Below are 13,261 nucleotides of genomic sequence, written 5' to 3' on the forward strand. Positions count from 1 at the left end.
TTTCAGTATCTAAGCAAGCTAAGCTGCTGAAAGTCTCCCGTGGTTGTTATTACTATCGCCCAAAACCTGTGAGTGAATCAGATCTGAAGCTGATGCGCTGTATGGATGAGTTACATATGCAATACCCTTTTGCAGGTAGCCGTATGATGCGTGATTTATTGAATCGTCAAGGACATCATATAGGACGACGTCATACACGTACTTTAATGAAGAAAATGGGCATTAATGCGTTATATCGTAAACCAAATCTAAGTCAGGCCAATCAAGCTCACCGTAAATATCCATATCTGCTCAAAGGATTGGCTATTCAGCGCAGTAATCAAGTGTGGTGTACGGATATAACGTATATCCCTATGGCAAAAGGCTTTGTTTATTTATGTGCTGTGATTGATTGGCATAGCCGCAAGGTACTTGCGCATAGGGTATCGATTAGTATGGAGGTGGATTTTTGTATTTCGGCTTTAAATGAAGCGATTGAAAAATATGGATCACCTGAAATATTTAATACAGACCAGGGCAGTCAGTTCACCAGTGATGCATTTATTGATGTATTGAAATCAAATGGCATTCAAATCAGTATGGATGGTAAAGGTCGATGGATTGATAATGTGATGGTTGAACGGTTATGGAGAAGCGTTAAATATGAAGAGGTGTATCTCAAAGCTTATAGCAGTGTCACCGATGCGAAAAAGCAATTGAGTGCATATTTTGAATTTTATAATTTGAAACGACCTCATTCGAGTCTGGACAAAATGACTCCAGATGAGTTTTACTATGACCAGCTACCACAACAAAATAAGGTAGCTTAACTAGAGCAGAATATCACTTATAAATAAGCTTTTAGTTGTTCAAACAAGTGGGACCACCTCTCTACGTTTTATAGCCTCTCATACTAAATATACTATTACTGTGTTGGTTCGATTCTGAACTGGAAACTTTGTGAACGTTGATACATCAATGCTAAATTTGAATCATCACGTTAGACGCACATTTATTGTTAAATATTTGAAGGGTTTCATTCAGAAAACCATATTTATATTCAGGGTTAAAACAGGTATCAACATGCAACGCTATGTAAGCGATGTAAATACCTCGAATAAAGATCTAATCTGAATTGAATGACTTAACTAAAGATGCTTTTACATTGACGTATTTGGATACAGCTCCGCGATTGGCTTATTTTATATAAAGGTTAAAGTGATTAATGCAACTTCCAGTGATAGAGACAGTTCTCCAAAGGAGTTTATTCTATGGCTAAATCAAGAGCAAAACACAAGCAGGTTCAGCAAAAGGATAAAAAGGACAGTGCTCAGAATGAAGAGCAACAACAGCAACAGCAACAACCCTCTAAACCATCCCGTGCGAAAAAGCGTAAATAAGATTTAAACTGATTCAACAAAACCCTCAGCTGAGGGTTTTGTTATTTTTTAAGGTTATTTCAAAAACAACTTGGAAAAAACATCACTAAAAATAACAGGATTTTGACTTTAAATTTTTCTGTATTCCTTAAGATAAAACGAATTACTCATTAAACAGCGATGCGAGCTATTGTGAAAATTCCCAAAATCCTGCTTTTAATATTTTCCTCAAGTATATTACTTACTGCCTGTCAGCCACCGCCTTCAGGTGAACCAGCGGGCTGGAAAAGTCCGTACCTCTATTGGCAATTAAAAAAATCTGAGCTGATTAGACCAGTAGAAATTCCTGTACAAGGAGTAAAACCTCGCCAGATTCAGGATACTTGGGGTGGAGCACGGAGTGAAGGTCGCAAACATGAGGGGACTGATATTTTTGCTAAACGGGGAACACCGGTAGTCAGTGCGACCCAAGGGATCGTCCGTAAGATTGGAACCAATAATTTGGGCGGTAAAGTTATCTGGATTACTGGCCCGAATTTAAGCCAACATTATTATGCTCATCTAGATGATTATGCTGAACATATTCAGGAAGGAGACTGGGTAGAAGCAGGTGAAATCATTGCCTATGTCGGCAATACCGGTAATGCGAAAAATACACCACCACATTTGCATTATGGGATTTATCTCAGTGGGGAAGGTGCGACCAATCCTTATCCTTATTTAAAGGTAGAAGAATTGGAATAAGCGCAGGGGAATGTAAAAAAAATGTAAAAGATCGCCATCTAAAGAATGAAAAGCATAAAATAGCGTATCTCCCGTTTTTCCTGTTTTTATGAGTTTTGCTTATCGACCAGATATCGATGGCCTGAGAGCGATTGCAGTATCATTGGTCATTTTCAATCACCTCGGCTGGTCACTATTTTCTGGCGGCTATATTGGTGTTGATATTTTCTTTGTCATTTCCGGTTATCTCATTACGACCATTTTGAAGCGCGATATTGAGTCGCAGCAATTTTCAATTGCACGGTTTTATAAGAAACGGGTGATCCGTCTGGCACCTGCATATTTTACTGTACTGGCAATTGTCAGCCTGATTGCTTGGCAGGTGATGTTGCCGGGTGAGCTGACGGAATATTTTAAAAGCGTCATGTATGCCGCTGTGCTCATTGCCAATCTGTATATGCGAAATGAGGTGGGAGATTATTTCAGTCCGAATGTAGAAAATGTGCCTTTGTTGCATTTATGGTCATTGGGCGTAGAAGAGCAGTTTTATATTTTCTGGCCGCTCTTGCTATGGCTATTCTTGAGTAAAACCTCACGTAAATATCTTTGGCTTGTTATTAGTGTATTTATTGTCGCTTTAGTTATATACGCCCAGCAGCAACTGACTCATAATCCAGCCAAAGCTTACTATAGCATGCCGGTACGAGCGTTTGAGTTATTGATTGGCGCATTGATTAGCTGCTTGCCAAAACTGAATCTGCCAAAAAAACTATTACAGGGATTGGTCTGGGCTGGAGTAAGTGTTCTATTTGCAACTGCAATTTATTTTGATCAGCAAACACCATTCCCAGGACTGATGGCATTGATCCCGTGTCTTGCAACAACACTGATCATTTATCTAGGACAATCTATATCTTCAAGTAATTTATTACTGAGTAATCGTCTTAGTACATGGATTGGCAAGATTTCATATCCTCTGTATCTATGGCACTGGCCAATCATCGTGTTCTTTGGTATTTATATGCTGCCCTTGAATCTGGAAAATCAGATTATTATTGTTTTTCTATCACTTATATGTGCATTTCTGACTTATAAACTGGCTGAAACACCACTGAAACGCTTTGTGATGGCTGCAAATTATAAAGTGATTATTCTTGGGTTTCTGTTACCTGCAGTCAGTTTTATTGCGATCGCCCAAACCATCAAAACACATGAAGGTTTCCCGGAGCGTTTTCCAAAATCGGTGCATGACAAACAGGAAGCATTACACACGTATGCACATGTGATTCGTAGTAACTGCATGGATACTGCGGATCCAAATGTTTTACCCAATGCTCAGGATTGTGTCTTAGGACAATCTAAAGAAGATATTGATTTCCTGTTGATTGGCGATTCGCATGCCAATGCCTACACAGCAATGCTGGATGAATGGGCAAAGGATGCTGATTTACGCGGTTATGACGTTACGCAAAGCTCAACCTTTTATCTGCCAGATGTGCAGCGATTTGAATTAAAGTTGAATCAATGGAAAGAATTGACCAAATTCCAAAAACGTAATGATGCTATTACTGCGCATCTTAAAGAAACCCATTATCCAATGATTATTCTGGCAGGTTCTTATGCGCAGTATTTTGACGATGATGTAAAACCTAAAGATAGTGTCCATCATACTGAGGAAGAGATATTTAGAGCAGGCTTGATGAAAGCCTTAGAAATTGCCTATCAATCTAGTGATCAGGTGGTGCTAATTAATGATGTACCACATCTAGACTGGGAAGGGATTCCATCTGATTGTAATATTCGTAAAGAGATTCTTCATCGAGACGCTGCATGTACAGTTTCTCGAAAAACTTATGAAGCACATTTAAAGCAATTCAATCAGATTCTGGCAGAAGCAAAACTGAAATATCCACAATTAAAAATTATTGATCCAACCAAAGTCATCTGTGATCAGCAGGCATGTAAAACGATGTTGAATGATGTGCCTTTGTATCGTTTTAAAGATGATAATCATCTTAATGATCAGGGTTCACGGCAATTGGGCGTTGAATATCTAAAACAGTTTGGTAATCCGCTTAAAGATTTGAAAAAAGATTAGATGGAATAAAACCACGTTTAATGACGTGGTTCTATTCCTTGGGATTTGGGTCATTGACTGATTTTGATCTTTATTTAATTCTTTCTTCTTGAACAGAAACCGGTTGCGGTTGCTCATCCATCTTATATTTGGAAGAACGTGTATTCCAGAACAGTTGTAATGTTCCCCCTAATAAAACTAAAGCAGCCAGCATAAACTGTTGATGATAGTTCAATCCAAGATATTGCAGGGCGCTAAAACTTAATCCACCAATCAGCTGAACAGAGGCAAAACATAGAGTCGCAATACTCCAGAGCTTTTTATAGGCCAGTCCATACAGTTGCAAAATGGTATAAGAGGTGAGGAAAACCACAGCGGGATTCAACATTCCGGTAAAAAAAGAAGAACTGAAAGTGAGGAACGGGTTAGCATTTAAAGTCGCGATGAAAATCGCCAGAATATACACACTATAAAGAATCTTTAAGGCGGTAAAATTGCCAAATTTTCTTGCCAGAATATAGGCAGAAAAAGCACCTAAGGCACTGCCTAAACCATATAGAATCCAGTTAAAGTTAATCCAGAATAAGCTTAATCCTAGTTCATGGCTGAGATAGTCAATCCAGAACAGGGAATGCGGAATATAGGCAAATGCACTACAGGCATAAACCGCCAGTAAACTATAAAAGACTGTATTTAAAGGTACTTGAGCAGCATGAGAAACAGATTGTTTAGCTAGATAGGGTTTAAATTGTTGTATCAGTAGGCTTAAGCAGATACAAATCATCAGGGCAAACCCACATAAGATCAGCCAGGCCGTACGTATGGAAATCTGGTCAAGATAAGGTAAAAACAGGGTAGCTAGTAAAACCCCCAATCCAATTCCGCTAAAACCAATAAAATTGATCTTAAAACGGTCTTTTAAATCGCAGCACTGAGCCACGACACTTGGTGACAAAATCATGAGCAGACCACCACTGATACCGGAGATCACGCGCCAGCTGATATACCAGATTTCAGAAAACCCTGAAAAAGCGCAACAGAATAGGCTAACCATTCCAGCTATTGCAGCAAGCTGGATATAGGTACTCATGCTTCGATCTTGAGGCAAGCGCATCGCTGCATAAGCACCCATTAAATAACCCAGTAGATTGGCACTACCCAAAAGGCTGGCAAAACTCGCGCTCCAGACAAAGGCTTCACGTGTACCAGGTAACAGGGCAGTATAGGAAAAACGCAGAATGCCGATGCCTAAGCACATGCTCAGGCAGAGAAAAAGACTAAGCTTGACCGTATTTGAGGACATCCATATACTCTTGAAGTTTTATATTTGTTCAAAAAATAGCATGAATCATCAAGCTAAAGGAGAAAAGGCTGAATAGATTTTATTGAGAAAAGAAACTCTGGATTAACAGCATGCTTCTATTTTAAATATCTGTAAAGCTTATCGCGGAACTTTTTAGACAATAAAAAACCGCATTCATGAATGCGGTTTTTTGAGTTAACTTTTATAAATTAACGCATTTTTGCCAGGAAACGGCCTAAACGGGTAATCGCTTCACGCAGTTCATTTTCTGCTGGCAGGAATACCACACGGAAATGATCCGGTGTTGGCCAGTTGAAACCAGTACCTTGAACCAATAGAACTTTCTCGGCACGTAACAGATCAAGCATCAGTTTTTCGTCATCCTCAACCGGATAGATTTCTGGATCAAGACGAGGGAAACAGTACATCGCACCTTCCGGTTTCACACAAGATACCCCTGGAATCTCGTTTAGCATTTCCCAGGCAATATTACGCTGTTCATATAGACGGCCACCTGGGCGGATCAAGTCATTAATAGACTGATAGCCACCGAGTGCAGTCTGAATTGCATATTGTGCTTGATGATTCGCGCAAAGACGCATTGAAGCCAGCATATCCAGGCCTTCAATGTAGTCCATTGCACGTGATTTATCACCAGTAATCGCCATCCAGCCTGAGCGATAGCCAGCAATACGATAGGCCTTAGATAAACCGTTGAACGATACACATAATTGCTTGCCTGCAAGCGAAGCTACTGACACATGTTCAATGCCGTCGTAAACGATTTTGTCATAGATTTCGTCTGCAAACAGGATCAGATCATATTTCTTCGCCAGATCCACGATTTGCTGTAATACATGACGCGGATAAACCGAACCAGTCGGGTTATTCGGGTTGATAATCACGATCCCGCGGGTATTTGGCGTGATTTTGCTTTCCATATCCGCAATATCTGGATACCAGTGATCTTCTTCATCACATTTATAGTGAATCGCAGTACCGCCAGACAGGTTCACTGCTGCAGTCCATAATGGATAATCCGGCATTGGAATCAGCATTTCATCGCCGTCATCCAGCAGGCCTTGCATCGCCATCACGATCAGCTCAGATACGCCATTGCCGACATACACGTCGTTCACGTGCATATCCAGAATGCCTTTTTGCTGGTAATACTGACAGATCGCTTTACGTGCCGGGAAAATCCCTTTGGAATCTGTATAGCCAATCGCATTTGGCAGGTTCAGTGCAACATCATTAATGATTTCTTGCGGGGCTTCAAAGCCGAATGGGGCGGGATTTCCGATATTCAGTTTGATAATTTTATGTCCGGCTTCTTCCATCTCGTTGGCCGCTCGTAACACTGGTCCGCGAATGTCGTAGCAAACATGCTCAAGCTTAGACGATTTCTTGATCTCGCGAGGGGGGGTGTTACCAATACCGGACATAATTCCATCCAATTAATTTTTAAGTTAAACCTATAGATTACGCAAATATCACAATCTATGCTGAAATTTCGCTAGAAATTTTTTCATCTCTAGCGTAAATATGGAAGTACTGAAGCATGACATTTAATGTCAAAGATTTAAAGGAGTTAGTGATGGGAAAACTCAATAAAACAGACCGGGAATGGCAAAGAGAGTTATCACCAGAAGAGTTTCGCATTACGCGTGAAAAAGGAACTGAACCGGCATTCACAGGCAAGTACTGGAATACAAAACAGGAAGGGACTTATGTCTGCCGTTGCTGTGGTACACCACTATTTTCTTCAACCACTAAATATGACAGCGGTTGCGGTTGGCCAAGCTTCTATCGTCCTGTGAGCAGCTCAGTTGTAGAAGAATTACCTGATACTTCACATGGTATGGTGAGAACAGAAATTGTTTGTCATCATTGTGATGCACATTTGGGACACGTTTTCCCGGATGGTCCGGAACCGACTGGCTTACGTTATTGTGTAAACTCAGCCTCTTTAGAATTACAAACACAAGAAAAAACTGACGAGGGAACTTATCCATGACCAGCATTTATCAGTTTGAAGCTGAGTTGTTAGATGGGAAAAACAAACGACTTGCAGATTATGAAGGGAAAGTACTTTTAATCGTAAATACCGCGAGCAAATGTGGTTTCACTCCACAATTTGCAGGTCTGGAAAAGCTTTACCAGAAATATAAAGAGCAGGGACTGGAAGTTTTAGGTTTTCCATGCAACCAGTTTGGTGGACAGGATCCAGGTTCAAATGAACAGATCGGTGAATTTTGCCAGAAAAATTATGGGGTTTCTTTCCCAATGTTTTCCAAGGTAGATGTTAAAGGTCCAGAAGCGCATGCGATCTTCCGTTACTTGACCAATAATTCTAAAGGAATTCTAGGAAATGGTATTAAGTGGAATTTTACCAAATTCCTGATTGGTCGTGATGGCAAGGTATTAAACCGTTTTGCACCTACCACCAAACCTGAAGATCTCGAGACAGAAATTGAAAAGGTTTTATAAGTTTATTTGAAATGTCTAATTTCTAATGAATAGAAAATAAGTTAAATAAAAAATAATTTGTAGTCAATATCCATAAAAAAACCCACTTCTGGAAAGTGGGTTTTTTTTATTTGTGTTTAGGTCTTAAAAGATTAAAGAATCGCTTTTAAACGCTGAATTACCTGCTCACATTGTGCCAGATCAGCCACCAATGCCAGACGCACATGATTTTCACCCGGGTTGCCTTGTGTAGTTTCACGAGACAGGTAACGGCCTGGTAATACTTTGATATGCGCTTTTTCCATCAACATTTTGGCAAAAGCTTCATCATTGTCCACTTTGAGCCAATAGTAGAAACCCGCATCCGGTTTTTTCAGCGGAAGCAAGTGCCCCAATTCTTTCTGGAACAGATCGAACTTGGCACGATACTGTACCCGGTTTTCTTCCACATGGGCTTCATCATTCCAAGCGGTAATTGATGCTAGCTGGTGTTGCACCGGCATCGCTGCACCGTGATAAGTACGGTATTGCAGATAAGGTTTGAGTAAAGTGGCATCACCTGCAACAAAGCCTGAACGCATGCCTGGCAGGTTGGAGCGTTTAGATAGAGAATGGAAAACGACACAGTTTTTATAGTCATCTCGGCCAATCTCGGCACACACTTCCAGTAAACCTGTCGGTGCTTCATCAAACCAGAGTTCTGAATAGCATTCATCAGAAGCAATGACAAAATCATATTTGTCTGACAGTGCAATCAGCTTTTTAAACTGCTCTTTAGAAAGAACAGCACCTGTTGGGTTGCCCGGTGTACACACAAATAACAGGGCAGTTTTTTCCCAGACTTCAGCCGGAACTGCATCAAAGTCGCCTAAGTAATCATTTTCTTCAGTACAGTTAATGAAATAAGGTTTTGCACCTGCAAGCAGGGTAGCACCTTCATAAATCTGGTAGAAAGGGTTTGGCATCACCACATAAGGCGCATCTTCACGATTAATCAGCGCCTGAACAAAAGAGAAGATCGCTTCACGGGTACCGGAAACCGGTAATACATTGCTGTCTGCACTGATGCTATTCAGTTTAAAACGACGAGTCAGCCAGTTGGCAATGCTTTCTCGTAATTCAGGTAAGCCTTTGCTGTTCGGATAAGTCGATAGATGCTGGAAATTATCGATAATCGCCTGTTTCACGAACTCGGGTGCTGGATGCTTTGGTTCACCAATTGAAAGGGGAATCAATGGCATATTCGCAGGCTGGATATCCGCAAAAAGTTTATTTAACTTTTCAAACGGATATGGGTGCAATAAAAACAAGCTAGAGTTCATGAATGTGTTACCGAGCAGTGTGTTAGTGTTGAGCATTGACCTGATGTGAGGCTTCATCCAGAGCAGCTTTTAATGCCGCTGCAAAATTGTCGGACTCTGTTTGGGTCATTGGGCTGCCATCTTTTTTGGTGACAAAGAAAATATCTTCAGCACGTTCGCCAAGCGTGGCAATTTTAGCAGAGTGAATATCCAGACCCTGCATCATAAATAAACCGCCAATTTTCGCAAGTAAACCAGGATGGTCAAGTGTCGCAATTTCCACCATATTCTGATTTAAAGCCTCATTGAGAGTGATATCGACAGTATTTTCAATATCAAAATGACGTAACTGACGCGGAATGCGGCGCTGCATCAGACCTGGATATTCATCAGAATGACTTAAGGCATCCTGTAAGGCTTCAATCACAGTCGCTTCACGTTCTGGGTCAGTCAGCAGCGTGCCAAAACGGTCAAGTACGACATAGGTATCCAGACTAAAGGCTTTGGTCGCGGTAATAATCCGGGCATCCTGAACGTCCAGATTCATGCGATCCAGAACAGCAACCGTGGTAGCGAACAGATTTGGCTTGTCTTGGGTATAGATGAAGATCTGCACGGCATCCTGCGCATATTTACGATGCGCACGCATTAATACCAATGGTGCAGGATTATCGCCATGTTCCAGAATGGCACGGGTATGCCAAGCGATTTCATCGGCAGATTCTTTCAGGAAGTAGTCGTCACCCAGTTCCTGCCAGACTTTTTCAACGTCATAGAGTGAGAAATGTTCTACCAGACGTTCACTAGCTTCGAATTTGGTATCTTCAATCAGCATTTGATAATCAACCGGACGGCCGAGACCTGAACGGATCACATCACGCGCATGTGTATAAAGCTGACGCATCAAAGATGAACGCCATGTATTCCAGAGTTTTGGATTGGTCGCGTTGATATCTGCCACTGTCAGCGTGTACAGATAATCCAGATGCTCCATATCGCCCATTTTTTCAGCAAATTCTTTGACTACATCCGGATCGGAAATGTCTTTTTTCTGTGAAGTCACCGACATGGACAAATGGTTTTCAATCAGCCAAGCAACCAGATTGCATTCACGTTCGGTAAAGCCATGGGTACGGCAGAACTGAATCGCATCGGCTGCACCAAGCTCACTATGATCGCCACCACGACCTTTGGCAATATCATGGAAAATAGCCGCTAGATAAACAATGTCACGACGTGCTAGGCGCTGGAACACGGAGCTGACCACTGGGAATTCTTTGGCAAATTCGGGTTCTTTGAAGCGGTTCAGATTGCGGATCAAGAGCAGGGTATGTGCATCTACGGTATAGATATGGAACAGGTCATATTGCATCAGGCCGGTAATCTGTCCGAAAGCTGGAATATATTTGCCCAGAACACCATAACGTTTCATCGCAACTAGCGTTTCGTACAGGCGATGCGGTGAACGAATGATGGCCATAAACAGGGCTTGGTGTACCGGATTATCACGGAAACCCTGATCAATACGTTTAGCTGCCAAAGTAAGCAGACGTAAAGTACGGGCACGTATGCCTTCAATTTCAGGACGATTAGCCAGCAAATAGAAAATTTCCAGAATGGCGCTTGGCTTTTCTGAGAAAATCTTGTGATGTTGAACTGCTAACTTGCCATCGACCAGTTTGAAATTTTCATTAATTTCTTCAATCTGGCGTTCATATTGAGGTAAACGTGGGGTAATGACTGATTCATTGAAATAAGCCAGCAGCATTTCATTCAAAGTTGAAACCTGCTGCGCGCTACGGTAATAGCGCTTCATAAACTGTTCGATTGGATAGTTCGGTGACTGACCTTCTTCACGGGTATAGCCAAACATCGCCGCAATATCTCGTTGATAATCGAATAGCAGGCGGTTTTCATCGCGCTTGGTCAGGCGGTGTAAATGATGACGAATTTCCCAGAGGAAGCTTTCTGCTTCTTCGAGTACAGCAAGTTCAAATTCTGAAATAAAGCCCAGATGCACCAGGTCATAAATACGGTTGACACGGAAATGACGTTTGGCAATCCAGCCAATCTGGTTGATATCGCGGATACCGCCTGGTGCATTTTTAATATCCGGTTCCAGATTGCTTTCAGTATTATTGTGTTGAGCATAGCGTTTGTGCTGCTCATCCATTTTCGCATCAAAAAAGGTTTTATCGGTCCAGGTTTGTGACACGATCCGGCGTGGCCACTTGGTTAAATTTTCATTACCAATAATAAGACGTGCTTCAATTAGGGAAGTCGCTACCGTAAGGTCACTGCTGGCCTGATTGACACATTCATTGATGGTACGGACACTGATGCCCGGTTTGAAATTGCCCACATCCCAAAGAGAAGAAATAAAACTGGAGATCAGCTTTTCCTGCTCTGGAGTGAAATCATCTTCAGAAAGGATCATGATATCGACGTCTGAATATGGCAGCATTTCGCGGCGGCCATAACCGCCGACTGCGAAAAGTGCCAAATCGGTTTGATCCAGTTCAGCATGATTCCACAGGAATTGCAGAGCCTCATCAATCAGGTTGGAACGGGCCTGAATGATGTCACGGATAGACTGTCCATTTTCAAAACATTCCTGAAGCTGATTTTCTACATCGCTACGCCATTGGTTGATCGCTTTGATGTCATTGTGACTTTTAATGTAATTCAGCAGTGGGGAGGTATTGATCATGAACAGTGGTCCGTTGTATTTACTTAATTTTGATTCACATTAACTTGGTCAGCAACCTGTTGAGCCAGCTCGCGAGCCTGTTCAATGCTTTCTGCACGCGCAGTCGCGACACCCATACGGCGGCGTTTAAAACCTTCAGGTTTACCAAACAGGCGTAAATCGGTATCGGCATGGGCTAAAGCAAGATTCAGGCCAGAAAATGAAAGGTTGCGATCATCGACACCTGCGTAAATTACGGCACTGGCAGCCACACTATGGCGAGCTGTATTGACTGGTAAGCCTAAAATAGCACGGGCATGCAGTTCAAATTCACTCTGGAACTGGGAAGCCAAAGTGACCAGACCAGTGTCATGCGGGCGAGGTGAAACCTCACTAAACCATACTTTGTCGCCTTTGACAAAGAGTTCTACACCAAAAATGCCGCAACCGCCCAATGCCGTGGTGACTTTATTGGCGATACGTTTTGATTCTTCCAGAGCAGCAGGGCTCATTGGCTGAGGCTGCCAGCTTTCTACATAGTCGCCTGAGTCCTGACGATGTCCGATTGGATCACAGTAAGAGGTTTCGATTTCGCCAGTTTGAGGATTTTTAGCCCGCACAGTAAGCAGGGTAATTTCAAAATCAAAATCAATCTGTGATTCGACAATTACTTTGCCCTGATTAACTCGACCACCTGTTTGCGCATATTCCCAGGCAGCATCAACTTCTTCAAAACTTTTCACGCGAGATTGGCCTTTACCTGAAGAAGACATCACCGGCTTCACAAAGTTTGGATAACCAATGTCATCACAGGCTGCGCGGAAAGATTCCAGAGAAGCGGCAAAGCGATAAGCAGACGTCGGTAAGCCTAGTTCTTCAGCTGCCAGACGACGAATGCCTTCACGATTCATGGTCAGGTTAACCGCTTTAGCAGAAGGAATTACAGTTGCAATATTCTGTTCTTCGATTTCAACCAGTACTTCTGTCGCAATCGCTTCAATTTCAGGAACAATGAGATGCGGCTGAATTTTTTGAATGAGCTGTTTGAGTTCCGCTGCATCTGCCATATTTAAGGCATAAGAAAAATGTGCCACCTGCATGGCAGGAGCATCTGCATAACGATCTGCAGCATGAACTTCTACACCTAAACGTTGCAAGGAAATCACCACTTCCTTACCTAGTTCTCCTGAACCTAGCAATAGAACTTTAAAAGCTGAAGATTGAAGAGGAGTACCAATAGTCACGTTCATGTGTATTATCCATGCTTGATTTTATGGACTTTTAGCATAACAGAACTCAATGCCGAGATAAGCCGAGTTTCATACAAAATTGTGATATTGG

Annotated in this window: 11 protein-coding genes; 6 read left to right on the forward strand and 5 right to left on the reverse strand. The window is 42.0% G+C overall.

Features of this window, described 5'->3' with window-relative positions; all coding sequences use genetic code 11:
* The 4 genes from B3143_RS08165 to B3143_RS08180 all read left to right on the forward strand — a co-directional run.
* Positions 1-809 (forward strand): IS3 family transposase (locus tag B3143_RS08165; RefSeq protein ID WP_286740078.1); only part of this gene is annotated, 809 nt, incomplete at its 5' end.
* Between the two features lie 441 nt (positions 810-1,250).
* Complete coding sequence (locus B3143_RS08170; protein ID WP_004784138.1) at positions 1,251-1,379, forward strand: hypothetical protein; 129 nt, start codon at positions 1,251-1,253, stop codon at positions 1,377-1,379.
* Positions 1,380-1,538: 159 nt separating this feature from the next.
* Entirely contained in the window at positions 1,539-2,102 is a 564-nt protein-coding gene (locus B3143_RS08175; RefSeq protein WP_034703293.1) for a M23 family metallopeptidase, read from the forward strand.
* Positions 2,103-2,190: 88 nt separating this feature from the next.
* Entirely contained in the window at positions 2,191-4,179 is a 1,989-nt protein-coding gene (locus B3143_RS08180) for an acyltransferase family protein (protein ID WP_034703295.1), read from the forward strand.
* A 70-nt stretch (positions 4,180-4,249) separates the two neighbouring features.
* Here the strand turns inward: B3143_RS08180 and B3143_RS08185 are convergent, their stop codons facing one another.
* Positions 4,250-5,461 (reverse strand): MFS transporter, encoded by a 1,212-nt coding sequence (locus B3143_RS08185; protein ID WP_262736136.1) that lies wholly within the window; start codon positions 5,459-5,461, stop codon positions 4,250-4,252.
* A 209-nt stretch (positions 5,462-5,670) separates the two neighbouring features.
* Positions 5,671-6,906 (reverse strand): pyridoxal phosphate-dependent aminotransferase, encoded by a 1,236-nt coding sequence (locus B3143_RS08190; protein WP_004784132.1) that lies wholly within the window; start codon positions 6,904-6,906, stop codon positions 5,671-5,673.
* 152 nt (positions 6,907-7,058) lie between these two features.
* Between B3143_RS08190 and msrB the strand changes: the two genes are divergently transcribed.
* Positions 7,059-7,478, forward strand: coding sequence for a peptide-methionine (R)-S-oxide reductase MsrB (gene msrB / locus B3143_RS08195; protein WP_262736135.1), 420 nt, complete (start codon positions 7,059-7,061; stop codon positions 7,476-7,478).
* Positions 7,475-7,951: a glutathione peroxidase gene (locus B3143_RS08200; RefSeq protein WP_004784130.1), complete on the forward strand. Its 477-nt coding sequence runs from the start codon at positions 7,475-7,477 to the stop codon at positions 7,949-7,951. The genes msrB and B3143_RS08200 overlap by 4 nt, the downstream gene beginning before the upstream one ends.
* 131 nt (positions 7,952-8,082) lie before the next feature.
* Here B3143_RS08200 and dapC read toward each other — a convergent pair whose 3' ends face one another.
* From dapC to purT, 3 genes are read right to left on the reverse strand one after another with little or no spacing between them, the layout of a single operon-like run.
* Positions 8,083-9,252 carry a succinyldiaminopimelate transaminase gene (gene dapC, locus B3143_RS08205; RefSeq protein ID WP_034590142.1) on the reverse strand — a complete coding sequence of 390 codons (1,170 nt, stop codon included), beginning with the start codon at positions 9,250-9,252 and terminating at the stop codon, positions 8,083-8,085.
* Positions 9,253-9,274: 22 nt separating this feature from the next.
* On the reverse strand, positions 9,275-11,941 hold the full coding sequence (gene glnD, locus B3143_RS08210) for a [protein-PII] uridylyltransferase (RefSeq protein ID WP_004784127.1): 2,667 nt from the start codon (positions 11,939-11,941) through the stop codon (positions 9,275-9,277).
* Between the two features lie 23 nt (positions 11,942-11,964).
* Positions 11,965-13,179 (reverse strand): formate-dependent phosphoribosylglycinamide formyltransferase, encoded by a 1,215-nt coding sequence (gene purT, locus B3143_RS08215; protein WP_171064818.1) that lies wholly within the window; start codon positions 13,177-13,179, stop codon positions 11,965-11,967.
* Positions 13,180-13,261: the final 82 nt, after the last annotated feature.

This window comes from Acinetobacter sp. UBA1496, from assembly GCF_002324975.1.
In the GTDB taxonomy this organism is placed as follows: domain Bacteria; phylum Pseudomonadota; class Gammaproteobacteria; order Pseudomonadales; family Moraxellaceae; genus Acinetobacter; species Acinetobacter variabilis.

Excerpts from the sequence above, each read along its gene's own strand:
- B3143_RS08175 (WP_034703293.1), top strand. The coding sequence starts at position 1,539 with ATGCGAGCTATTGTGAAAATTCCCAAAATCCTGCTTTTAATATTTTCC.
- B3143_RS08180 (WP_034703295.1), top strand. The coding sequence starts at position 2,191 with ATGAGTTTTGCTTATCGACCAGATATCGATGGCCTGAGAGCGATTGCA.
- dapC (WP_034590142.1), bottom strand. The coding sequence starts at position 9,252 with ATGAACTCTAGCTTGTTTTTATTGCACCCATATCCGTTTGAAAAGTTA.
- B3143_RS08185 (WP_262736136.1), bottom strand. The coding sequence starts at position 5,461 with ATGTCCTCAAATACGGTCAAGCTTAGTCTTTTTCTCTGCCTGAGCATG.
- msrB (WP_262736135.1), top strand. The coding sequence starts at position 7,059 with ATGGGAAAACTCAATAAAACAGACCGGGAATGGCAAAGAGAGTTATCA.
- B3143_RS08170 (WP_004784138.1), top strand. The coding sequence starts at position 1,251 with ATGGCTAAATCAAGAGCAAAACACAAGCAGGTTCAGCAAAAGGATAAA.
- B3143_RS08200 (WP_004784130.1), top strand. The coding sequence starts at position 7,475 with ATGACCAGCATTTATCAGTTTGAAGCTGAGTTGTTAGATGGGAAAAAC.
- glnD (WP_004784127.1), bottom strand. The coding sequence starts at position 11,941 with ATGATCAATACCTCCCCACTGCTGAATTACATTAAAAGTCACAATGAC.
- B3143_RS08190 (WP_004784132.1), bottom strand. The coding sequence starts at position 6,906 with ATGTCCGGTATTGGTAACACCCCCCCTCGCGAGATCAAGAAATCGTCT.